Origin of the sequence: Sphingobacterium paludis (genome assembly GCF_004364125.1) — a bacterium.
In the GTDB taxonomy this organism is placed as follows: domain Bacteria; phylum Bacteroidota; class Bacteroidia; order Sphingobacteriales; family Sphingobacteriaceae; genus Sphingobacterium; species Sphingobacterium paludis.
This window is the reverse complement of record NZ_SNZV01000003.1, coordinates 153,050-177,362: the sequence shown is the minus strand read 5'-3', so window position 1 is coordinate 177,362 and position 24,313 is coordinate 153,050. Positions and strand designations below refer to the sequence as shown.

Genomic DNA, 24,313 nt, shown 5'->3' with positions numbered 1-24,313 from the left:
GATACGTCCGCTTTGTCACCGCGCAGCAAATATGTATATTAGCGCCTATGCAAACAGTATTGTTTATCGGCTTGGTATGGCCCGAGCCGAAATCTTCGGCGGCTGGCACGCGTATTATCCAGCTGGTAAACCTATTTTTAGCGCAGCGGGCCAAAGTGCTGTTTGCATCGGCTGCAGGAAAAACACCTTACAGCTACCCACTAAGCAGCATCGGCGTGCAAGAAGTGGACATACAACTCAATGACAGCCGCTTTGACGATTTCATAAGCACATTGCAGCCGGATGTCGTGATTTACGATCGTTTTATGATCGAAGAGCAATATGGCTGGCGCGTTCGGCAATTTTCGCCACAATCGCTCAGCATGTTAGACACCGAAGACCTGCACTTCTTGCGTCAGGCTCGACAAGATGCCACAAAGAAAAGCGAGCCGCTGAACCTGCACAACGCGATAGCAAAAAGAGAAATTGCTTCTATCTTGCGCTGTGACCTCTCGCTCATCATTAGCCGTCAGGAAATGGCGATCTTGCAGCAGCATTTTTCCGTGCCCAATACCTTGTTGTATTATTTGCCTTTTCTGGAAGACGAAATTCTGGAAGCCGATGTACGCGCTTGGAAACCGTATAGCGCCCGCACAAACTTTTTATTTATCGGCAATTTCCTGCATGAGCCGAATTGGCATACCGTGCAGCGACTCAAGTATGAGGTGTGGCCGCTGCTGAGACAGCGCCTGCCGCATGCGGAATTACATATATTCGGAGCATATGCCAGTGAAAAAGTGTATCAGTTGCACCAACCAAAAGAACGTTTCCTGATTAAAGATCGGGCGGCAGATGCACGGGAAACGATGAGCAATTATCGTGTTCTACTGGCTCCCATTGCTTACGGTGCTGGAGCGAAGGGAAAGTTTATTGATGCCATGCAAACCGGAACACCCAGCATCACGACATCGGTGGGCGCTGAGTCGATGCGTATGGATGACACATGGAACGGATTTGTAGAAGATGATCTGTCAAGCTTTGTAAACCAAGCCATTTATTTGTACGAGGATGAAGCGACCTGGCAAGCGGCTCAGCGGTCCGGCGTCGACCTTTTGAACAATACATATGGGAAAATGCACATCACACCGGCTTTTCTAAACCATATCAATCAACTGCTCTGCGCCTTGCCGGCTCACCGGCAGCAACATTTTATCGGCGAGATCCTCCATAGCCAGCAAGTAAACAGCCTGAAATATATGGCGCTATGGATTGAGGCAAAAAATAAGTTATAATGGCGCATGAAGCCAGTAGCACGGCGTCGCTAGCAGCGATTGGTAAGCGGCGTGACCCGCAGCGCTAAGGGAGGCTTTGCGGTCAGCGTATCAAAAAAAATACGTATTGTCGTGCTTGCCAATTAAAACCTTTTTTCTATATTTATCTTTAGCTAAATGGTATTAGTGTGAAATACTTAGCCATTTAAACCTTTATCGTTTATCACAGAGAAGAGATTATGACCGATTATCAAATAAAAGAAAATGCAGAGATGTATGATGCCATTGTCGTGGGATCTGGTGCTGGCGGTGGTATGGCAGGCTATATACTGGCTCATGCCGGACTTAAAGTGCTGATGCTCGAGGCAGGGCCTTTTTTTGATCCTGCAAAGGATGCATTGCAATTGCGCTGGCCATGGGAATCCCCTCGAAGAGGTGCATCGACAACGCGCCCCTTCGGTGATTTCGACGCTGCTTTCGGCGGTTGGCAATTGGAGGGCGAGCCCTACACAACGGTGGCTGGAACTGAATTTGAATGGTTTCGTGCGCGCATGCTTGGTGGTAGAACAAACCACTGGGGGCGTATCTCCTTGCGTATGGGCCCGGATGATTTTCAACCCACAGACGGCGTTACCGAAGCTTGGCCGATAACCTATGATGAGGTAAAGCCATTTTACGATCGTGTGGACCGTATGATAGGTATCTACGGTACCGTAGAAGGTATACGCAACGAGCCGGATGGCATCTTTATGAAACCGCCAAAACCTAGGCTAAATGAGCTTTTCATCGCTAAAGGTGCGAAAAAAGCCGGCGTACCGGTTATCCCAGGTCGTGGATCGGTACTGACCGAGGCATCACCAGAAATAAAAGGCCGCGGCACATGCTTTTACTGCGGACAATGCGGTCGCTCGTGTAAAGTATACGGCGACTTTTCTTCATCATCTTGCTTGGTGATGCCGGCCATGAAAACAGGCAACCTTAAAGTGATAGACAACGCGATGGTACGCGAAGTGCTGACCAATGATGAGGGGATCGCCATTGGTGTTTCTTATGTTAGCACAACGGATATGCAAGAATATGCTGTAAAAGGAAAAACCGTTATTTTAGGAGCCAGCGCATGCGAAAGCGCACGTATCATGCTCAACTCAAAATCGGCGGCACATCCAGGCGGCGTAGGCAACAGCAGTGGCTTGGTAGGTCGCTACCTGCACGACTCTACGGGAGCAAGTCTTTCCGGGTTTCTTCCGCAACTTCTAGACCGTAAACGCTATAATGAAGATGGCGTAGGAAGTGTACACATCTACTCGCCTTGGTGGGAGGATAATGCTAAATTGACGTTTCCACGTGGTTACCACATCGAATACGGAGGAGGCTTACATATGCCGTCTTATGGATTTACAAATTGGGTTCCCAATGTAAACGGAAAGGTGCCTGGAAAGAATGGCGAGAAAAAAGCTTCTGGCGGGTATGGCAAAGGACTGAAGGATGATTACAGACGGTTTTATGGGGCCAATGTAGGCATGGCAGGCCGCGGAACAGCCTTGGCCAGAAAAGATAACTATTGTGAAATAGACCCTACGCGCGTCGATAAATTTGGTATTCCTGTGCTCCGTTTCAACTACAAGTGGGCAAATGACGAGGTGGCGCAAGCTAAACATATGCAAGAAACCTTTCAATCGATTATGCATGAGATGGGGGCAGTCATTACCTCAGAAATTCCAGGTGCAGATACGCTCTATGGCTTAGAAGCGCCAGGCAAGATTATCCATGAGGGGGGCACCACTCGGATGGGCAATGATCCCAAAGTATCGGTGCTTAACAAGTGGGGACAGGCGCACGACTGTAAAAATCTCTATGTCGTGGATGCTGGTCCGTTCGTACAACAAGGCGACAAGAACTTGACTTGGACTATTTTAGCACTGTCGATGCGCACCGCGGAATATATTTTGGAAGAGAAGAAAAAATTGAATAGCTAAGAATATAAAGATGAACAGAAGAGATTCGTTAAAGGCATTAGGTCTTATCGCTGCTGGTTCAGGCGTATTGGCTACAGCTTGCAAGCAAGATAAAGCGAAAGATGCCGCCGCGGTTGCCGATACCGATAAACTGCCCGGTGTGCAGGACTTTGAGCACCAACGAAATAAGCAACTACAGGCAGAAAAATTTTTCACCGATCATGAGATGGCCACGATCACCGTGCTAGCCGACATCATTATCCCAAAAGATGAGACTTCGGGTAGCGCCTCCGAAGCGGGCGTGCCTGATTTCATCGAGTTTATGGTCAAAGATCTGCCGGACAATAAAATCCCGATGCGGGGTGGTTTAAAATGGATGGATGTGCAGTGCCAGAAACGCTACGGCAATGTTTTTATCAAATGTAAAGCAGAGCAGCAGATCGCGTTGATCGATGACATAGCCTACCCGGAAACGGCGAAACCAGCCATGCAGCAAGGCGTTGCTTTTTTTGCGCTCATGCGTAATTTCACCGCGTCTGGATTTTTTACCAGCGAAATGGGTGTCAAAGACATCGGTTATGCGGGAAATAGACCCGGCGTGTGGAATGGTGTCCCAGCAGATGTGCTCAAAACATATGGCTTCGATACAGAAGCGTTTTTTGGCTAAGGGAAAAAGGGCCTTAACGCCCACTTTGCCCACCGCGTACTGTTTTTTCGTATCTTTGAACACAAACGATATCCAAAGATATGTTAGGTTTAAAACTATTGACAGACCCGCGGTGGGCAAATATTGCCGAGTCTAATCTCCATGAAATCCTAAGCGATCATGCTTGGTGCGAGCAAAAGGCGGCCTCAAACGCCATCATGCTCATCACACAGAACCCCGAATACGAAGATTTGGTGCATGAATTAACCGCCATTGCGATTGAGGAAATGCAACACTTCCAGATGGTCATCGATATTATAAAGGAACGCGGCTACACATTAGGACGCGAGCGCAAAGACGATTACGTTGGGCGCTTGCTCAAATTTGCCAAGAAAGATGGCTCGAGAAACCAAGCCTTCATAGACCGCTTGTTGTTTGCTGCTATGATAGAGGCTCGAAGCTGTGAACGCTTTCGCGTGCTCTCCAAAAATATCAAAGACGAGAATCTGGCAAAATTTTACTACGACCTGATGGTATCCGAAGCCAATCATTATACCACCTTTCTCAATTTTGCGAAGAAATACACCATCGATGTGGATGTCGAGAAAAGATGGCAAGAATGGTTGGATTTTGAAGGCGAGCTTATTCAAAGCTACGGCACGAAAGAATATATCCACGGATAAGAACTTCTTGATGTAGGTCAATGTTCAAGGATAGTAATGCCCGTACTTTTGTATAAGAAAGGAAAGTAAATATGATTGAATTAGGAATAGGCATGTTCGGGGATGTGCAAATTGATCCCTCAACAGGAAAAATACAGCCAGCTGCAGAGCGCATGCAGCAAATCGTTGCCGAAGTAAAACTTATGGATGAAGTGGGTGTCGATTTCTTCGGCATAGGCGAGCACCACCGGGAAGATTACGCCGTAGCATCTCCTGAAATTATATTGGCCGCGGCGGCAACAATAACCAAGAACATCAAACTGGGAAGCGCGGTGTCGGTATTGAGCTCCGCAGATCCGGTCAAACTTTTTCAAGACTTCTCAACAGTAGATCTTTTGTCAAACGGTCGTGCGGAACTGATGGCCGGTCGAGGTTCTTTTATCGAATCGTTTCCATTATTCGGCTACGATTTAAAAGACTATGCTGAACTTTTTGATGAAAAGTTGGAACTGTTGACCCGCTTAAACAAGCAAGATACTATCACTTGGTCGGGGAAGTTTAGAAAGCCTCTTATCAACCAACAGATTTTCCCCCGCCCGGTAAATAACAGCTTGCCGATTTGGGTAGCAGTAGGCGGCACAACGTCCTCCGTAATTCGCGCCGCACGCTTGGGCTTACCGGTTATGTTCGCTATCATTGGAGGTGCGCCAGAAAATTTCAAACCGCTGTTTGAGATGTATCAGCAATCTTGGGTCGATAACGGGCACGATATGAAAGATTTCCAGGTGGGCGTTCATATGCATGCATTTTTCGGAGAAAACAGTAAAACTGTTGCCGATCAATACTACCCTATTTATGCCGCACAGATGAATCGCATCGGCGCAACGCGCGGCTGGCCGCCTTATCAGCGCTCGCAATACGATTTCGGAAGATCTATTCATGGCCATCTTGTGGTGGGTGATGTTAATCAAGCTGTTGAACAGATTTTGCATACGATCGACATGTTTGGCTTAACACGATTTTCAGCACACATGGATGTAGGAAGCCCAGATCATATAGATATGTTGAAGTCCATTGAGCTATATGGAACGCAGATCATTCCAAAAGTGAAGGAGGCGTTGAAAAAAGCAGAATAAATATTTTTTCACCTTTATGGAATAGCGGAAAGCCTTGCATCTTTATAACTAAAATAGAACGTTATGAAGAAGCTATGTTTTCCGCTATTTATTTTAGGGGCGCTGTTGATGGCCTGCAATAGTACGCCACAGGTGACCAATGAAACAGCTCTAGCCGAGGTAAGTTTAACCGGCAATGCTGTAGCCGATGTTGTGGGACAAGCTAGCCCGGAGCAGCGTCAAGCGGCACCGGCCAACGAAGCGAATCCAGAAGCGCCGCTCCGTTCTATCCCTCAGACAAAGAAGATCATCCGCAGCGGAAATCTCGCAATTGAGTCAAAAGACATGACCAAAAGTAAGGTCGCGCTGGATGCGTTATGTGATAAACATGGGGGCTACTACGAACAGGAAACACTTACCAATAACGGGAACTACAGCAGCTATTCGTTGGTTGTTCGCATTCCGGCAAATCACCTCGATCAATACCTCAGGGCAATTGAACAAGGCAACGATAAACTAACCGAGCGGTCGCTACGTAGCGAAGACGTATCCTTGCATTATTTTGATACCGAATCACGGTTAAAAAGCAAAAGGTCGTATCTGGAACGTTACCAACAAATGGTCGGACAAGCCAAAAATGTAAAAGATCTTCTCGATATTCAAGAACAAATCCGGCAGCTACAAGAAGAAATCGATAGCCAAGAGAGTTTGGTGCGCGGTCTAAAAGACCAAGTCAACTACAGTACGTTGTCCATACAGCTCTTCGAGTACCAAGCAAATTCCCCAATGGGCAGCAAAAGCTTTTGGATTCAATTGAAACAAGCCGTGGCCGATGGTTGGAGTTTGATCGCGGAAATTTTCTTGACAGTCATCAGTTTATGGCCGATACTTATCGTGCTTGGTCTTGTTTTCGCTGGCTGGCGGAGGTATCGAAAGTCAAGAAATGGAAAATAATGCACATCGGTAATCAAGCAGGAAAGCTAGGTTAGACAAGATATTCTTACAAAAGAAGGACGAACCGCGATGGGAGGCTTATTTAATTTGCGTATCTTTGCTGCGTGGAAAATCAGAGTAAATTGATCGATATCAGAAGTTTAAGTTTGTCGGAGCTTAAAGAAAAGCTCACGACGATGGGTGAGCAGGGCTTTCGCGCCAAACAAATCTATGAATGGTTATGGGTAAAATCATGCACCGACTTCGATCAAATGAGCAACCTCAGCAAGCCACTCCGTGAAACATTAAAAGCAAACTTCGAAATTCGAGCCGTAAACGTTAGGCAATCGCAGATCAGTGCCGATAGAACAATTAAGAGCAGCTTCACGCTCTATGATGGGAATGTGATTGAAGGGGTGTTGATTCCAACGCCGGATCGTATGACTGCCTGTGTGAGCTCTCAGGTAGGCTGCAGCTTGACCTGCAAATTTTGCGCTACCGGCTATATGGATCGAAAACGCAATCTTCAGGCCGATGAAATATATGATCAAGTCGTGCTGATTGCTAAGCAGGCCGAAGAGAAATATCAACAGCCACTGACCAACATCGTGTACATGGGCATGGGCGAGCCGCTGTTGAACTACAGTGGTATGATGAAGTCGGTGGAGCGCATCACAGCGCCTGACGGCCTCAACATGGCCGCCAAGCGTATCACGGTATCTACTGCTGGTATCGCTAAAATGATCAAAAAGCTGGGTGATGATGAGGTCAGGTTTAACCTAGCGCTCTCCTTGCACGCTGCCAACGATAAAAAGCGGAACGAGATCATGCCCATCAATGAGCAAAACTCATTACAAGCATTAGCAGAAGCTTTGAAATATTACTACGCTAAAACCAAGAATGCGGTCACCTTTGAATACATCGTTTTCCATAATTTTAATGATGAGATTCAAGATGCCAAAGAGCTGGCGAAGTTTTGTAAACACGTGCCGTGCAAAGTAAATATCATTGAGTATAACCCAATCGCGCTGGCTGATTTTGTCAATGCCGAAGCCGATAAGATAGACCAATTCGCTGAATATTTGCGCGGTCAAGGTGTCATCACCAACGTCAGACGCAGCCGCGGCAAAGATATCGATGCAGCCTGCGGGCAACTCGCGATCAAGGAAAAGGATGCTGATTTGGTGGCTGATTAAAAAATGGTACATTTGCATATACCAATGCTGGGCCTATGCAAATCAGACGACATTGGGATAGCTTCCTGTCTATCCTTTTTCCCCCCTTATGTGCATCCTGCGAAAATGTGCTGTTGAATCAGGAAGAATTTCTTTGTTCCTATTGCCAGTTTCATCTCCCGGTTAATGACCATTACCTCTTTGCAGATAATGAGGCCATGCGCCGTGTAAAGTTCAAGGCCAAGATAGAATCGGCAGCCGCTTTTCTATCATTTTCAGAATCATCACTGGTACAAACCCTAATGCATAAGCTGAAATATCAAAACGAGCTTGAAATAGGCATCTATTTGGGGCATGAGTTCGGCAAGCAGCTCGTAACATCGCCCCACTTTAAAAATATAGACGTTGTCGTTCCTGTTCCACTACATCCGAAAAAGAAAAAGAGCCGCGGATACAATCAATGTGATAGTGTGGCAGAGGGCATAGCATCGGTTTTAAAAATACCCGTGAATACGGTTGATTTGGTTCGGGGAATAAATAACCCCAGTCAAACCAGCAAGAGCAGGATGGAGCGGTATGATAATGTAGAAAATGTCTTTAGCTGCCTAAGCCCGGTACGATTTAACGGTAAGCATGTGCTTCTGGTGGATGATGTGCTCACTACAGGCGCGACCATTGGCTCTGCCGCACAGGTATTAAACAGTGCAGGGTGCCGCGTATCCGTTGCCACGTTGGCCATCGCTTAGATTACTGAAAAAAGGAGGAGAGTAGCTACCACTATTCACGTTACTTAAGCGAGGCTGCTCCAATCAAAACAAATAGCGCAACGCGCTGAATTCGCTAAGACCTAATAGCCCTGCTTTTTCTGATGCAGCAGCAGGTAGCTCAACAGTGCCATGCCGATCCCCATGTAATCCGCAAAGATATCCCACCAGTCGGCCATTCGACCAAAGGAAAAATATAACTGTATAGCTTCTGTACCAAAGGCCAGTGCGCTAGTGATCAGTAAAACTATGATAAATGTCTTGATCTTCGAACCTCGACCTTTGCCCTGCAAAATGCCACCGCGTAACAACAGCGTGGTGAATACAAAGAAAAAACCGCAGTGAGCAAGTTTGTCGAAACCTTCGAAGTAATTTGTATTGGGTAAATTGCTGGAAGGGAGACCCATCAAGAGTAACATGATAATACCCCAAAGGATGGCCAAAGAATAGTTGTATAAGAATCGCAACATCAGCCATAAAAGTCGCATTATTTATGCAACTTTCAAATTTTCCGATTAAAAAAGTCCTTTTTGCGCTACAAACAACAACATTTGCACGCACTTGAAAATATTTCAAGCTGATAATCAACGTTTTATAAAAATGTAAGGTACTATGTATTGCATAGTACAATATTAAACATATATCTTTGTATTGTTATGATAGCTGAAAATACACAAACCCAAATGAGGAAAGGAATACTGGAATACTGTATTCTTTCTATAATTTCCCGAGGGGAGATATATGCATCAGATATTATTGCTGAGCTAAAAAAGGCACAACTATTAGTTGTGGAGGGCACATTATACCCGCTCCTAACCCGATTAAAGAACAATGGACTTTTAAGTTACAATTGGCAGGAATCCACCTCGGGTCCTCCCCGGAAGTACTATGAAATCACGCGTGAAGGGCAGGATGTGTTAGCGAAGCTTGATATCACGTGGCGCGAGCTTTTGTTTGCCGTACAAACATCGTTAGAAGGCAGAAATTAAAAACAATCACTAATCTACTATACAAACAAGGTCATGAATAAGACAATCATCATAAACATAAACAGCATCGTTTTCCACATTGAGGAAGATGCATACGAAACGCTGCGGTCGTATATGATCGACATCAAAAAGCATTTCGGAAATACGGCAGAAAGTAAAGAAATCCTAGAAGACATTGAAAATCGTATCGCAGAGATGTTTAACGAACGTATCCAAAGCGGGCGTAAGGAAGTCATCAACCTGGAAGATGTGCAAGAGGTTATTGCGCGAATGGGGAGCGTTAGCGACTTTGAGCAAAGTGAAGATGCGAGCGATGACATCCATGAGGGGCAAGCCACGAATACGGTAAAACCAGATAATTTAGGACGGAAGCTGATGCGTGATCCAGATGATAAAATCCTAGGCGGTGTATGTAGTGGTTTGGCGCATTACTTCGGTATGGAACCGAAATGGCTCCGCGTTTTGGTTGTGCTTTTTGTGCTGATTGGTGGTTCAGGCTTTTTGGTGTATATCATCCTATGGATTGTGATGCCTGTTGCCGAAACGCGCGCCGATAAGATGGCTATGCGCGGTGAAGTTCCCAATCTGCAAAACTTTAAAAAATCATTCGATGAGGAAGTAAGGAGTTTTTCGAGCGAATTTGCCGGTGCTGGCGAACATATTGGTAGAGGCGCACGCACAGCGGGTAACGCGCTGGGCGGATGCCTAGGAGCTATCGGAAAAATGATTGCTTGGCTGATGCTTATTTTCACAGGGTTGAATATCCTCGGGCTGTTTATCTTTTATGTGTTCAATTTAATGAACCTTTTCGGCCTGGAAAATCCGATATTGTTCCCTCCTTTGGCAGTCTTAGCCTTGGATGATGCCATCATTGCCCTTACCTTTGGTTTCTTGGCTATGACCATTCCGTTTTTAGCGCTTTTCCTGTGGCTCATTCGTGTGCTGTTCAAAACGGATAAAGTAAATAATTATTTGTCGTTAACGATGTTCGCCGCCTGGATTGTTTCGGTGGTCGCTGTTATCTATTACTGCATCTATGCTTCGCAGGATTTTCGTGAGAAAAGTACAATCAATGTGCAGAAAAATATTACTACACAAAAGGTCTACCACTTCAGTGAGAAAGATGTGCGCATTCTGGATGCCAGCGAAAAGGATTCGTTGCGATCGAAATTTAACATCAAAATCGATGGTCAAGATTTGCGAAACTACCTCCATAACAGTATCGGGATCACGTTTGAAAGTTTGGATTCTTTGGCGCAGCCTTATATACAATACAATTATTCCGCAAAGGGCAAAACATATCAGCTAGCGGCCGAGCGCGCAAAAGGGATTGGCTATGAAGCCGTGCAAGAAGGACAAAAAATCTTATTCCCAAGCCACTTCTTGTTGCAAAAAAATACGCTCGATCGTGATCAATATGTCGGCGTGACGGTTTACCTACCTCGTGGTGCGAAGGTTGTTTTAGAACGTAATATAGAACGTAAGCTGCGGGATGTTCCGTGTTGGGAATGCTTGAAAAATTATGCGGATCATGACCATCAAAAATATACCGAATGGACGATGTCCTCGACGGGATTAGTATGCGCGCAAGCGGAACCCGAAAAGGATGATGATGATGAGGAAGAACAAGTAACGGTTAAAAAATCGAGTAAAGAAGAAGAGGAGAGCTCCAGTCAGCGCGATTCTGTCATCACGATCGACGGTTCCAATGTAACGATCGAAGTAAAAGATAAAAACGTAAAAATTCAGGAAAAAAAATCAAAAAAATAAGCCCTTTATTTTAATCAAGCGCACGCACTTTTTCTACAACGGGCGGTGGTAAAACAGCCCGTTGTAGTATCATCACCAATATCTACAAACTATCTATGAATAAACTATACCTATACCTCTCCTTAAATTTTTTTTTGCTTTTGGTGATCAGCCCGGCTTTGAATGCCCAGCAACTTCCGAAAGGTGAAGTGCGGGGAACCGTGTCTGCCATAACAAGCGAGCCCCTTCCCAATGTCTCCATTTATCTATTAATGCCAAAATCGGAAGCCGTTATCAAAACTGGCGTAACGGATGATCAGGGAAACTACCACCTAAAAAATGTTCCGAATGGCGAGTTTATTCTGCAAGCGAGCGCCGTGGGTCACGAAGTTTTTAAGTCTACACCAATAAAAATTGATGGGAACCCGGTTCAGATGGACAGCATCACGCTCCTCGTGCAAGCTCAATCCATTGGCAATGTTACAGTGGAGGGCCGGGTGCCGCTTGTGCAGCAACGGGACGGAAAGCTAATTTTGAATGTAGAGAATTCTACACTAGCTGCGGGAAACAATGCCTTGGAGGTGTTGCAGCGTGCGCCGGGAGTAAGCGTAGACAAAGATGAAAATGTGCAATTGATGGGGCAGGCCGGGGTAAACGTAACGATAGACGGACGCCAAACTTTTATGACGGGTGAACAGTTGGCAACCTTCCTGAAAGCAATGAATGGCGACCAGATAAAAAGCATTGAAGTGAGTACGGTGCGCAGCGCGCGTGACGATGCCGAAGGGTCGGTAGGAACCATCAACATTGTGTTGAAGAAAAACAGATTGGAAGGATTCAACGGTACACTCTTGGCAAGTGCTGCACAAGGGGAATTTTTCCGCGGCAACTCATCGCTTACATTGAGCTATAAAAAGAACAACACGAGCGTCTTTGGAACCTATGGCTTCACACGGAACAAGCGGCAGTTTGATTTGGATCTGATGCGGACCATTGCTTCCGATGAAACAACGCGTGTTTTTGATCAAGAGGCATCGCTTATCGAAACCAACAAAACACATAACTACAAATTTGGCATCGAACAAAAAACATCAGATAGAAACACGCTATTGGTGCAATTTTCCGGCGATAACGATGATGAACAATCGTTAAACAGCAGTGTAACCAACATTGGAGCCCGCCAAGGTAGTGCCGATTCGGTATTGAATACCATTACGAATAGTAAAACACCATTTAATCGCTATTCTGTGAATTTGAATAATGAATTTAAACTGGATACACTGGGTGGAAAGATCGTCTTCGATGCTGATTGGAGTGCCTTTCGTAATCGATCGGATATCAACTACGACTACCAGACATTTTTTCCTAACGGCGGCCTTATTTACGCTCCTGAATATTGGCGTACCGCAATGCCTGTTGATATTGATATCTATGTCGGAAAGCTAGATTTTGTCAAAAATATAGCGAAAGGTAAATTGGAATCGGGTATTAAATATAGCCGAGTGAAGTCAGATAATGACCTCACCTTCGAAGAGTTTGTTGACGAACAATGGCAACGCTTCCCGCGAAGACAAAATCATTTCGTATACACCGAACAAATAGCGGCAGGCTATGTGGATTATAGCAGAGAGTTCGGAAAAGCAAGCCTGAAACTCGGCGTCCGCGCAGAGCATACCACGTCAAATGCACATTCCATAACTACCGATACGATCAACAAACGGAGCTACCTCGATTTCTTTCCCTCGGTAAGCACGTCATATACCTTCAATGAAAACAATATTGTATCGTTAAGCTATGCGCGTAAAATATCAAGGCCAAACTACAGGTACTTAAACCCTATGCCCTACTATATCGATAAGTTTACCTATACGTTGGGAAATCCATTCTTGACGCCACAATACACTGATGGGTTTACGCTGAACTATACCTGGATGAAGATGTTCAATTTCACGCTGGGCACAGACATTACCAACGACGCCATGGTAGAAAGCTTAGGGCAAGATGAGGAAACCGGCGAATCTTGGATCAAGCAGGAGAACCTAGCGCAGACGGTAACATCTTACCTCAATATCAATGCTCCCGCGCGGATCGGTAAAATCTGGTCTATGAACAACAACCTAACCGGAATCTATATGCACTTCAAAGGGCCCATCGCGGGGGACGTGGTCGACCAAGGCTCAGTATTCTTCCAAGGGCGTAGCACCAACAACTTTACGATAGGCAAAGGTTTCTCCGCTGAACTATCTGTTAATTACAACAGTTCTTTCCTTTATAATGTATATAAAATTCATGCGCGCTGGGGCACCGATCTGGGCGTTAACTACACCTTCAAGGACAAACGAAGCTCGCTAAAACTTGCCGGCACCGATATATTCCGTACGCAGAAAAACAATGTATCGACCAATTTCGGACGTTTCGACTCGCAATTTAGGCAGTATAACGACAACCGGGTTATTCGATTAACGTATACCTATAAGTTTGGAAACCTAAAACAGCAGACTCGCCGTAACAACGCAGAATCAGAAGAAAAGAGTAGAGCGATGTAGAGGTAGTACTGCGTATATAGATTTTAGTATGTAGTATACAGAATTGCGTAGTGCGTATTGCGAATGAAGATCGTGATAGATAGTACTCCTTCTATAGAAATATTTTAATGTCAATCTATTGCCTCCCACCATTATTAAACGAAATGTCGCCTTTTTATAGATGATAGTATGTAGTACTTAGTATGTAGAAAGCTTTGGTAGATAAGTGATTGCAGGGATCATTATTAAACGAAATGTCGCCTTTTTATAGATGATAGTATGTAGTACTTAGTATGTAGAAAGCTTTGCTAGATAAGTGATTGCAGGGATCATTATTAAACGAAATGTCGCATAAGTTTTGTTGCGTTTGTAGTCATTTGCCTTCGCACTATCTAATAAGGATGCAACAAAACTAAGCGACGGGGTTTTGAATACTTTTCCCTACAAAAGTATTTGCCTTGCCGCGGCATGCGGCGGAAGGGATATGCGTTGGACAATCCGTTTAGAAACTAAATTACCCTACAAAGTATTTGCCTTGCTGCGGCATGCGGCGGAAGGGATATGCGTTGGACAAACCGATGAAAACTACACAGCCATCCTACATTTTTCCTTATACTTGTATTTATGAAATTGAATAGTATCGTTATTTTTTGTGCGTCCAGTTTTGGCAATACCTCGGTATATAAAGAGCAGGCAGCTTACGTCGGTAAATTATTAGCAGAGCGGGGTATTCAGCTCGTTTATGGCGGCGGCAGAGTGGGACTGATGGGTACCGTGGCAAATGCTGCGCTCGATGCCGGCGGGCAGGTGGTTGGCGTTATCCCGCATTTCTTGAACTCAAAAGAAAGAGAGCATACAGGCATCACAAAATTAATTACGGTGGAGACCATGCATGATCGAAAGCGCATTATGAATGAGCATGCCGACGGGGTTATCGCCCTGCCAGGAGGCTTCGGCACACTGGAAGAACTTTTTGAGATGATTACATGGGCACAACTTGGGCTTCATAAAAAGCCGGTGGGCCTGTTAAATATAAATGGTTTCTATACACATTTGATCAAATTTATTGACCATATGGTTGATGAAGGCCTACTGAAATCCGAGAATAGAGCCATGCTATTGGTCGGCGAAACGATCGAAGACTTGTTAGAGAAAATGGCAAACTACGATCCGCCTGCTGTAACAAAGTGGATTGAAAAAGACGAAATTTAAACATTTATCGCCGCGGCTTGTTTATATAGGTGGATTTACTTTGTGTTTACGACCCGAATGAGATCGGTTGTAGTAAACAACTCGTGTAGACGGATAGCGCCGTAATAGGCCGGCATATGCAGGGCCGCGGAGTGAGATGTCTTCCTGATTTTTACTACGGGATGTAACGGAAATATGAGGTGAATTCAACATCGTAAAGAACAAACGTATAACCATGAAAAAACTATTCTTTTTAGCTCTGGGAGCATGCCTATCAACAACGGTATTTGGACAACATCAACTTACAGAAGTTTGGGAAACTAAAGACCTGCCCACACCGGAATCTGTTCTTTACTCTGCGAAAAATGATTTGTTATATGTTTCTCTTATTGATGGTGATGCCATGGGCAAAGACGGTAAGGGCGGCGTGGCTATATTGAACCTTGATGGAACGATCAAACAGAAAGACTGGATTACGGAAATGGATGCGCCAAAAGGCTTGGCACTTTACCAAGATTTGCTGTACGTTGCAGACATTACATCCGTTTGGATTATCGATGTGGTCACCGGAAATGTAGTTAACCAAGTGGAATTTCCAGGTGCCGTCATGCTGAATGATGTGACCATCGACGATAATGGTGTGGTCTATGTATCGGACACGCGCTCTGGAAAAATATACCAAATGCAAAACAACAGACCCCAGGTTTATCTGGAAAATACACCTGCTGTAAACGGGCTTAAATATTTAAATGGTCATCTTTATGCCCTTGTAGGGCCAGAGTTGTGGAAAATTGATGCGAACAAAAAGCATAGCATCGTAGCCAAGGGGTTTGAATTAGGCGGCGATGGCCTAGAGCCTATTGGCAATAACGAGTTTATCGTGACCTGCTGGGGCGGGCTGATCTACCATGTGAAGGCTGATGGCTCATTTGATAAGCTGTTGGATGTTCGCGGAAAGATGAATACAGCCGATTTAGGGTATCATCCGCAAACGAATACGCTTTTTATCCCTACCTTCAATAACAATAGCGTAAAAGCATATCGATTAGATTAAACACAAAAGTAACGAATAAAGGCGCGCACCATACCCCAACTTCTGTGGTCTGGTGCGCTTTTGTTTTAACGCTGGTACAGCAACGAATAGACAAATGGTTATAGGCAATGCAATATTTTGTCTTTTTTTTATTTTGCCGTTGATTACCTTTGTTATAAAATGAAAACGATGACTATAGAAGAGCTGTATGGGCGATATAAAGAATTGCCGTTGGTCTCTACCGATACGCGCAATATCACACCGGGCTGTATATTTTTCGCTTTGAAAGGCGAGAAATTTAATGCAAACACCTTTGCTGCACAAGCGCTTGAACGGGGGGCGCGCCTTGTTGTTGTGGATGAAGCACAATATGCGGAGGACGAACGCTGTATTTTGGTTTCCGACGTACTCTTGGCTTTACAGGATCTGGCGCGTTTTCATCGGGCCCAGTTGAATATCCCGATTATCGGTGTTACCGGCACCAATGGGAAAACAACGACGAAGGAGTTATTGCATGCCGTTCTTTCGCAACGTTATAAAACGTTTGCCACGAAAGGCAATTTAAACAACCATATTGGCGTGCCTTTAAGTTTGCTCGCCGTTGATGGACATACCGAAGTGGCGGTCATCGAAATGGGAGCCAACCATCAGCGAGAGATCGCTTTTCTTAGTGCTATTGCCGCGCCCACACATGGGCTGATTACCAATGTAGGGAAAGCCCATCTCGAAGGCTTTGGCTCTTTTGAAGGCGTCAAAAAAGCAAAAGGCGAGCTGTATGACTACCTCAAGCTTCACAACGGCGTCTTGTTCATTCAAGGAGATAATCCGCACTTGCAAGAAATGGAAAAAGCACGTCAGATCGATCAGGTGGTGCGTTATGGCTTTTCGGCGGATAACAACATTGTGGGACAGTTAGTACATGCCAATCCTTTTTTAACGATAAACTGGCGCCTGCAGCATGAAGAGGTCGTTAATAACGTCTCGACGCAATTGACAGGGTCGTACAATGCAGAAAATATTTTAGCAGCAGCAGCAGTAGGCAATTTTTTGGGACTGTCCGCGTCTGAAATTAACCAAGGTCTAGAGGCCTACACCCCAACAAATAATAGATCGCAGGTCGTACAGACAGCGACCAACACCGTTATTGCGGATTATTACAATGCCAATGCTAGCAGTATGGCGGCGGCATTAGATAACATCGCCTTTATTGATGCGAACCAAAAAGCAATCCTTCTGGGAGATATGTTTGAAATGGGAGATGAAAGCTACATAGAACACCAGAAGTTAGTGGAAAAGGCAGTTGCTATCACGGCCGCAAGGAAGATTTTCGTCGGCCAAGCCTTCTTTGCACATCAATACGCCGGTGCCGAATTTTATGAAACGACTGAGGAAGCAAAACATGCGTTGCAAGCTCGCCCAATCACCCATAGTACGATTCTACTTAAGGCATCCCGCGGTATGGCTTTTGAACGTCTGATGGAGGTGCTTTAGGAAGCCCTCGATGTGTATTCATTCCCGCAGATTTTTGTCCTTGCGGGACAAATATTCCCTCAAAGCGCATAATAAAAGAAAATCCAGCCTCAAGAAAAGTGTGTTTTACCTACCTTGAGACTGGATTCTACGCTATGTCTTCTTTCAGAAAACTATTTTTTAATAATCTTCCTTAAGATTCCGTATCCATATCGAATGAAAGCTGTTTCTCTTTATTGATCAGTTGAGCAACGCTGGTATCGTTTAATATCTGGAGCATGGCGTTCCGGACTTCGACAAAAGTATCGCGAATACCGCAGGCATGCTCCTCGACGCACTCTTCGCAAGAGCGGTAAAAATTCAAGCTCACACAGGGAAGTAAGGCGATAGGACCATCAATTAACCGCATGACCTGCGATAAAAAGATGTCCTCAGGCGCCTTGTTCAAACTATACCCACCTCCGGCACCTTTCTTGGAATATAAAATACCGGCGTTACGCATTTCCAGTAAAATCTGTTCCAGGAATTTTTTTGGAATACGTTCTTCCTCTGCAATTTTGATGATTTGCATCGGCTCTTTTCCATAATTTCGTCCTAGAACCATTAGCGCCTTGATGGCGTATTTCGTTTTCTTAGAAAGCATATGTATACCTTTAATCAATAACCCGTATAGCCACAAAGGTACGGAAATAAGTTTGCTCCTGAAACTATTGTCCTAAGACCTCCACAATGGGCTTTCCAATATTGCCATTTGGTTCCATAATATGCAGCAACGACGAAATAGTCGGTGCGATATCCACAATATGAACCTCTTTATTACTAACGCCCGGTTTGATGCCCCAGCCCATGAATAGTAAAGGAATGTGCGAATCATAGGCGGTCCAGACGCCATGCGTAGTGCCTGTACCTCTCGGTGAGCCCGAATACCACTGCGGTTCCGCAATAATTTGAATGGCGCCACTATTTTTACGGTTGTATCCGTTAATAATCTTCTCCCGGATTGGCGCAGGGACAAACATATTTTCACCGCCTTCCATATCAATTACGTAAGCAATACCTTCTTCTTTTTTCAGCGTTTTGATGATATTGGCCTTCACCCGCTTTTCGTCAAGTTTTAGCGAATCAATAAGTGGGTAGTTTAAATGCACCTGATAGTTTGTTAAGCTGCGAACCAATTTATCGCTACCAAACTCGCGCACTAAGCTCTCGTTAAGATTTCTTTGTATTTGACGACCAAATAAATACCCGCCATTTCCTTTTTGATCCGTGAAATACATCGGGTTGTACGAGGCAGCATGATCAGCAGTTAAGAACAGCGTGTAATTATCTTTCCCGACATGTTTATCCAAATAGGCTAAAAATTCGGCGATATCTTGATCCAGGCGAAGGTAGGTGTCTTCGATCTCTACTGCCGAAAGTGAATATCGATGACCTACGTAATCTGTTGCGGAAAGACTTACACATAAAAAGTCTGTCGCGCTGGTTGGGTTGTTGCCCAGCTGTTCATTTTCGATAGCGGCTTTTGCGAAATCCAGCGTGAATGTATTCCCTTGCGGCGTGGTTTTGATCAGCTCATAGCCGGCATCTTTCATTAACGACGATGTTTTCCGCGGAAATGTAGGCGTCTCTTCACCAGCCCATTTACCTTCATAGGGGTTATTGTCTGCGATGCTGTTTTTAGCATAGGTTTCGATAGGATACAACGTATTCCAGTCCTGTTTGAGATATTTCTCTGCCAGCTTTTGTTTATTGAACGTTGTTACCCAAGAAGGCAACTGCTTCATATAAAAGGTGCTGCTAATCCAATCTCCGGATTTGCTTTCAAACCAATAAGCTGCATCGGCAAAGTGACCGGCAGGCAGAATGCCGCCGCGATCTTTAATCGCCACGCCAACCACTTTCGACTGGAAATTTGTGGCCAGCTTCAGTTGATCGGTCACCGTGGATGCGAGCAAGTTACGAGGTGACTGTTGCCCCTCTCGTTCCGTGGTACCCACACCTTGTACATTGTCATCCTGCGTGCAATACATCGATTGCCCGGTGGCCTGAATGATCCAGTCGTTGCCAGCGATACCATGGATCGAAGGAACCGATCCTGTATAGACAGAGCTATGCCCGATGGCGGTATAGGTCGGAATATAGTTGATAATGGTGTTTTCACAGGAAAACCCTTCGTTTAGTAATCGCTTAAAGCCTTTATCGCCGTAACGATCCGCAAAACGATAGAGATAGTCCCACCGCATTTGATCGACCATAAGGCCGACCACTAATTTTGGTCGTGCAGGTTGAGCAAACGTTGGTAAGGCTAGTGCCGCACTCAATAGACCTGTAAAAAATGATTTCCACATACACATGTTTTTTGAACGAAGGACTAAAGTAGGTGATTTTTTAGAAACATCCCTGTATAAGATTCGTTACATGCTGCTAAGCCCTCTGGTGTGCCTTCAAAAACAACTTTACCGCCCTTATTACCTCCTTCCGGTCCAATGTCAATCACCCAGTCTGCCGTTTTGATCATTTCCATATTGTGCTCGATAACAAGTATGCTGTTGCCCAGTTCAATCAGCGCATCAAAGGCTTTAATCAATTTTTGTATATCATGGAAATGAAGCCCAGTGGTCGGTTCGTCAAAAATAAAGAGTGTCTTTTTGCTATTGTTCCCCTTGATAAGAAACGATGCCAGCTTGATACGCTGCGCCTCACCGCCCGATAGTGTGCTGGAGGCTTGGCCAAGTTTTACATAGCCCAACCCTACATCTTGCAGCGGCTGGATTTTCGCTAGAATCTTGGGTTGGTCGCCGAAAAATTCAATAGCTTCGTCTACGCTCAAATCCAATACATCCGACACCGACTTCTCTTTGTACAAAACATCCAGTACGTGTTGCTTAAAGCGTTTCCCGCCACAAGCCTCACAAGGAAGCACAATGTCGGCCATAAACTGCATCTCGATCTTTACTTCACCATCGCCTTGGCACACGTCGCAACGACCGCCCTCAACATTAAAGGAGAAGGCCGCTGGCTTAAGCCCTGTTGCTTTTGCTGCTGGTAAAGCAGCATACAGCGCACGTACCTCGTCCCAGCCTTTCACATAGGTTACAGGATTAGATCGCGAGGAACGGCCGATAGGGTTTTGGTCGATCATCTCTATTTGCTCGACGCGTTCAATATCGCCCTCCAACGCGTCGAAGATACCTGTTTGTTCGCCTGAGTAGTTGCCGATAGCTTTCTGTAAAGCAGGGTAAAGAATGCGTTTCACCAACGATGTTTTGCCCGATCCGGAAACACCCGTAACTACGGTAAAGACATTCAGGGGGAAGGCCGCGTCAATGCCCTGAAGATTGTTTTCACGCGCGCCTTTCACAACAATATTGTCTGTCCATTTCCGTCTTTTCTTCGGTGTCACGATCGTAAGCTCGCCGTTTAGATAACGACCCGTCAAGCTTTTTTTGTCTTTCAGAATCTCGGCATAGGTGCCGGCAAAAACAAGCTCTCCGCCGTTGATGCCCGCCTCTGGGCCAATATCCACCAAGTAGTCCGCAGCCTCCATCATTTCCTGTTCGTGCTCGACCACGATAACCGTATTCCCAACATCACGAAGGGATTTAAGTACACCGATCAACCGTTGTGTATCGCGAGGATGAAGGCCAATGCTTGGCTCGTCCAATACGTAGATAGATCCAACAAGCGAACTTCCCAAAGACGTCGCTAAATTGATCCGCTGCGATTCACCTCCTGAAAGGCTGTTGCTTAGCCGGTTTAAAGTCAGGTAGCTTAAACCAACATCGCATAGAAACTGAAGTCGGTTTATAATTTCGGCTAAAAGGCGCTTGGCAATAGTCTGCTCATTCTTGGTTAAGGAAAGCCCAGTGAAAAATTTCAGCGCTTCGTCCAACGGCAATAGGACAATGTCTGTAATAGATTTATCGGCAATCTTGACGTAGGTGGCATCTTTCCGTAACCGAGAACCCTTGCAATCCGGGCAATCTGTCTTTCCCCGGTAGCGAGAAAGCATTACACGGTATTGTATTTTATACGTTTGTGACTCGAGTTCTTCGAAAAACTGGTTTAGTCCGGAGAAATATTTGTTGCCCGTCCAAATCAGTTCCTGCTGCGCTTTGCTGAGGTCAGCGTACGATCGGTGGATCGGGAAATCAAATTTCAGTGCATTGCGCACCATACGGTTCAGCCACTCCCCCATTTTCTCCCCTCGCCAAGGCGCGATCGCTCCATCATAGACGGATTTGCTTTTATCTGGAATAACAAGGTCCGCGTCAATCCCTATCACTTTCCCATAGCCCTCACACCGTTTACAGGCGCCATACGGGTTGTTGAAGCTGAAAAAATTTGGCGTGGGCTCCTCGAAAGTAATGCCGTCCAACTCAAAACGATCGGAATAGTGTTTCTTTGTGCCGTCGATTTCAATGTAACACTCGCCCTTACCCTCAAAAAACGCCGTCTGTATCGAATCTGCAATACGGCTATAGGTATCGTCCTGCTTATCCAAACGTACGCGATCGACAACGATCTGCAACTCATTGGGCTCAAAATCCCTATTCTTTACCGATGCATCATCGATCACATTCTCGATTTTCTGAATTTTATCCTCGAATAAAATGCGTACAAATCCTTTTTGAAGAAGAAGCGATAACTCTTCCTTCAGTTTCCTTTTATTGACAGGATAAAGTGTGGCAAATATGGTAATTGTCGTGTCCTCAGGAACAGCCATCAGCTCATCAATAATAGACGAAACAGTATCTTTCGTCACTTCTTTGCCCGACACGGGCGAGATGGTTTTACCTATACGAGCATAGAGCAATTTGAGATAGTCGTAAATTTCGGTCGATGTGCCGACCGTCGAACGCGGGTTGGAGGTGATGACGCGCTGTTCGATAGCGATAGCAGGCGCAATTCCTTTGATGTAATCCACCTCGGGCTTGTTCATCCGGCCCATAAACTGCCGCGCATACGATGATAAACTTTCTACATACCGACGTTGACCCTCTGCATAGAGCGTGTCAAAAGCCAGTGACGACTTGCCCGAACCGGACATCCCGGTGATAACTATAAGCTTGTTTTTCGGGATATCGACATCGATATTTTTGAGATTATTTACTCGTGCTCCCTTAATTTGGATATATGATTTGGCGTTTTGTTCCGATTTATTTGACATACGTTGCAAAGGTAACGAATTTCTAAGATTTTCGTTCTTCCTCAATCTTCCCAAGCGAGCATATCGCGCTTTTTGTTGCGTTCAGGTGATAATAGTAAGTCGAATGAAATCAGCAACTTGATGCGCGCGATCTAGTAGTGTTTTCTTGTGGGCTGCTATTCCTCCTCGTCTGCGAGGCTGGGTTCATTTTCTTCTGCCAGATGCAGCTTCGTCAACAACTTGTCCACCTCCGCCTCGGACGAGCTTAGCTTCGCTCGGCAGACGGCGATGAGCGATGCGGCGCGCTGGATCTTGCTCGTAAGATCATCAACATTGATCTGTCCCGATTCGATATCCGAGACGATAGCTTGCAATTCCTGGAAGGCGTCTTCATACGTATATTCTGTATCCATAACGATTGGTATTTTTTATTTTACAACAGTACTGATTATCTTCCCCGCATAGAGGATCGTTTCCAATTCTTGTCCAACGCTAACGGAAGCCTCACTGCTAATAGCGCGACCATGCACGCGCGTAATGCTAAACCCCCTTTTTAGGAGCTCTTTCGGATCGGCTAAGCGCAATAGCCGATCGACATTGTTGATCTCCGTTGCACGATCTTTCAACAACTGTTTTGCAAACAGCTGCAGTTGTAGTTGCAGACTACGGAGGTCGTTGCCCTGCTTACTGAGAGCAGCCTTACTGCTCCACGAAATAGCCTGCGAAAATGTATGCAAGTGCTGCTCTTCCAAAATGAATCGAGTTTTTACAGCGTCAATAATGCGACGCAGCGACTCATCAACCGGGATCGCAAATTGATGAAATTTCTGGATCAGAAAGTCGGCGAGTTCACTAGGCGTTATGGCGTTTTTATACGCCACCATCTCACTGACCGTCTCATTCGTAGAGTGGCCAATACCCGTGAGCACCGGAATGGGAAACATCGCAATGGCTTTGGCGAGTAGATAATTGTTATACGAGGACAGGCCGACCTCGCCGCCACCCCCACGGATGATCGCGACCGCATCGAAATCCTCAAGGCGCTCGGCGATGATCGCCAGTTGTCGGATGATAGAAGCAATCGACTTATCGCCCTGAAGTAAAGCCGGAAACAAACTATACTCGAACCGATAACCCCAAGGGTTCCCCTTAATGATTTTGAAAAAATCGGATAGCCCTTTACTCGTTTCCACCGAAATGATGGCTAGCCGCTTCGCGATCAGCGGAAAGGCTAATCGCTTATTGGCATCAAAAAGCTCTTCTTCCTGAAGCCGGCGAATGCTCTCGCGACGCTCCTTCTCCAGTTCGCCCAAAACAAAAGTCGGGTCGATATCAACAATTTTCAAGCTGAAGCCATATAAGGGATCATAGGCAATCGCCGCTTGAAACAAAATGGTGATACCTTCGCGCAGAGGCTCTCCGAGCAGCTTGATAAACAGTTGGTTGATTCGCTGGAAATCTGCTTTCCATAATGTCGATCGCATTTCGGCAACGATCTTTCCCTCCTTTTTCTCGACCAACTCTGGATAACAGTGTCCGGAATGTGTATAATGATTTAGTTTATTCATCTCTGCCTTGATCCAATACAAGCTTTTGTATCGATCGGCAATGGTCTTTTGCACACTTCGCGATACTTCCAATAAGGAAAATATGGTCTTGCTATCTACGATTTCCGGCATAAACCAAACATAGATAAAATTGGGCTCA

The 24,313-nt window shown here is 45.4% G+C and carries 20 protein-coding genes; 14 read left to right on the top strand and 6 right to left on the bottom strand.

The window, feature by feature from the left end:
* The first annotated feature begins 47 nt into the window (after positions 1-47).
* The 8 genes from B0I21_RS06800 to B0I21_RS06765 all read left to right on the top strand — a co-directional run bounded on the left by B0I21_RS06800 (position 48) and on the right by B0I21_RS06765 (position 8,482).
* Positions 48-1,271 carry a glycosyltransferase gene (locus tag B0I21_RS06800; protein ID WP_133639723.1) on the top strand — a complete coding sequence of 408 codons (1,224 nt, stop codon included), beginning with the start codon at positions 48-50 and terminating at the stop codon, positions 1,269-1,271.
* A 218-nt stretch (positions 1,272-1,489) separates the two neighbouring features.
* Positions 1,490-3,226, top strand: a complete 1,737-nt coding sequence (locus B0I21_RS06795) for a GMC family oxidoreductase (RefSeq protein WP_133639722.1) — start codon at positions 1,490-1,492, stop codon at positions 3,224-3,226.
* 10 nt (positions 3,227-3,236) lie between these two features.
* Positions 3,237-3,872 (top strand): gluconate 2-dehydrogenase subunit 3 family protein, encoded by a 636-nt coding sequence (locus B0I21_RS06790; protein WP_133639721.1) that lies wholly within the window; start codon positions 3,237-3,239, stop codon positions 3,870-3,872.
* Between the two features lie 80 nt (positions 3,873-3,952).
* The gene (gene miaE / locus B0I21_RS06785) at positions 3,953-4,534 is read left to right on the top strand and encodes a tRNA-(ms[2]io[6]A)-hydroxylase (RefSeq protein ID WP_133639720.1); all 582 of its coding nucleotides are present in this window, start codon (positions 3,953-3,955) and stop codon (positions 4,532-4,534) included.
* A 71-nt stretch (positions 4,535-4,605) separates the two neighbouring features.
* Positions 4,606-5,649 (top strand): LLM class flavin-dependent oxidoreductase, encoded by a 1,044-nt coding sequence (locus tag B0I21_RS06780; protein ID WP_317130176.1) that lies wholly within the window; start codon positions 4,606-4,608, stop codon positions 5,647-5,649.
* A gap of 63 nt (positions 5,650-5,712) precedes the next feature.
* Complete coding sequence (locus B0I21_RS06775) at positions 5,713-6,582, top strand: DUF4349 domain-containing protein (RefSeq protein WP_133639719.1); 870 nt, start codon at positions 5,713-5,715, stop codon at positions 6,580-6,582.
* A 104-nt stretch (positions 6,583-6,686) separates the two neighbouring features.
* Complete coding sequence (gene rlmN / locus B0I21_RS06770; protein WP_133639718.1) at positions 6,687-7,757, top strand: 23S rRNA (adenine(2503)-C(2))-methyltransferase RlmN; 1,071 nt, start codon at positions 6,687-6,689, stop codon at positions 7,755-7,757.
* Between the two features lie 35 nt (positions 7,758-7,792).
* Entirely contained in the window at positions 7,793-8,482 is a 690-nt protein-coding gene (locus B0I21_RS06765; RefSeq protein ID WP_133639717.1) for a ComF family protein, read from the top strand.
* A 101-nt stretch (positions 8,483-8,583) separates the two neighbouring features.
* Here the strand turns inward: B0I21_RS06765 and B0I21_RS06760 are convergent, their stop codons facing one another.
* Positions 8,584-8,988, bottom strand: a complete 405-nt coding sequence (locus B0I21_RS06760) for a VanZ family protein (protein ID WP_243835969.1) — start codon at positions 8,986-8,988, stop codon at positions 8,584-8,586.
* A 168-nt stretch (positions 8,989-9,156) separates the two neighbouring features.
* Here B0I21_RS06760 and B0I21_RS06755 point away from each other — a divergent pair, with 168 nt between their 5' ends.
* The 6 genes from B0I21_RS06755 to B0I21_RS06730 all read left to right on the top strand — a co-directional run bounded on the left by B0I21_RS06755 (position 9,157) and on the right by B0I21_RS06730 (position 17,478).
* Positions 9,157-9,489, top strand: a complete 333-nt coding sequence (locus B0I21_RS06755; RefSeq protein WP_133639716.1) for a PadR family transcriptional regulator — start codon at positions 9,157-9,159, stop codon at positions 9,487-9,489.
* Positions 9,490-9,522: 33 nt separating this feature from the next.
* Complete coding sequence (locus B0I21_RS06750; RefSeq protein WP_133639715.1) at positions 9,523-11,259, top strand: PspC domain-containing protein; 1,737 nt, start codon at positions 9,523-9,525, stop codon at positions 11,257-11,259.
* Between the two features lie 95 nt (positions 11,260-11,354).
* On the top strand, positions 11,355-13,784 hold the full coding sequence (locus B0I21_RS06745) for an outer membrane beta-barrel family protein (RefSeq protein ID WP_133639714.1): 2,430 nt from the start codon (positions 11,355-11,357) through the stop codon (positions 13,782-13,784).
* 603 nt (positions 13,785-14,387) lie between these two features.
* Positions 14,388-14,975, top strand: coding sequence for an LOG family protein (locus B0I21_RS06740; protein ID WP_133639713.1), 588 nt, complete (start codon positions 14,388-14,390; stop codon positions 14,973-14,975).
* A gap of 214 nt (positions 14,976-15,189) precedes the next feature.
* Positions 15,190-16,008, top strand: coding sequence for an NHL repeat-containing protein (locus B0I21_RS06735; RefSeq protein ID WP_133639712.1), 819 nt, complete (start codon positions 15,190-15,192; stop codon positions 16,006-16,008).
* 168 nt (positions 16,009-16,176) lie between these two features.
* Complete coding sequence (locus B0I21_RS06730) at positions 16,177-17,478, top strand: UDP-N-acetylmuramoyl-tripeptide--D-alanyl-D-alanine ligase (protein ID WP_133639711.1); 1,302 nt, start codon at positions 16,177-16,179, stop codon at positions 17,476-17,478.
* Between the two features lie 172 nt (positions 17,479-17,650).
* On the opposite strand, the gene B0I21_RS06725 is transcribed toward B0I21_RS06730, so the two are convergent.
* The 5 genes from B0I21_RS06725 to xseA form a co-directional block, all read right to left on the bottom strand.
* Positions 17,651-18,100: an RrF2 family transcriptional regulator gene (locus tag B0I21_RS06725; protein ID WP_133639710.1), complete on the bottom strand. Its 450-nt coding sequence runs from the start codon at positions 18,098-18,100 to the stop codon at positions 17,651-17,653.
* Positions 18,101-18,164: 64 nt separating this feature from the next.
* Positions 18,165-19,805: an alkaline phosphatase PafA gene (gene pafA / locus B0I21_RS06720; protein WP_243835968.1), complete on the bottom strand. Its 1,641-nt coding sequence runs from the start codon at positions 19,803-19,805 to the stop codon at positions 18,165-18,167.
* Between the two features lie 23 nt (positions 19,806-19,828).
* On the bottom strand, positions 19,829-22,627 hold the full coding sequence (uvrA, locus tag B0I21_RS06715; RefSeq protein ID WP_133639708.1) for an excinuclease ABC subunit UvrA: 2,799 nt from the start codon (positions 22,625-22,627) through the stop codon (positions 19,829-19,831).
* 155 nt (positions 22,628-22,782) lie between these two features.
* Positions 22,783-23,019 (bottom strand): exodeoxyribonuclease VII small subunit, encoded by a 237-nt coding sequence (xseB, locus tag B0I21_RS06710; protein WP_133639707.1) that lies wholly within the window; start codon positions 23,017-23,019, stop codon positions 22,783-22,785.
* Positions 23,020-23,034: 15 nt separating this feature from the next.
* Positions 23,035-24,285, bottom strand: coding sequence for an exodeoxyribonuclease VII large subunit (xseA, locus tag B0I21_RS06705; RefSeq protein WP_133639706.1), 1,251 nt, complete (start codon positions 24,283-24,285; stop codon positions 23,035-23,037).
* Between the last annotated feature and the right edge of the window lie 28 nt (positions 24,286-24,313).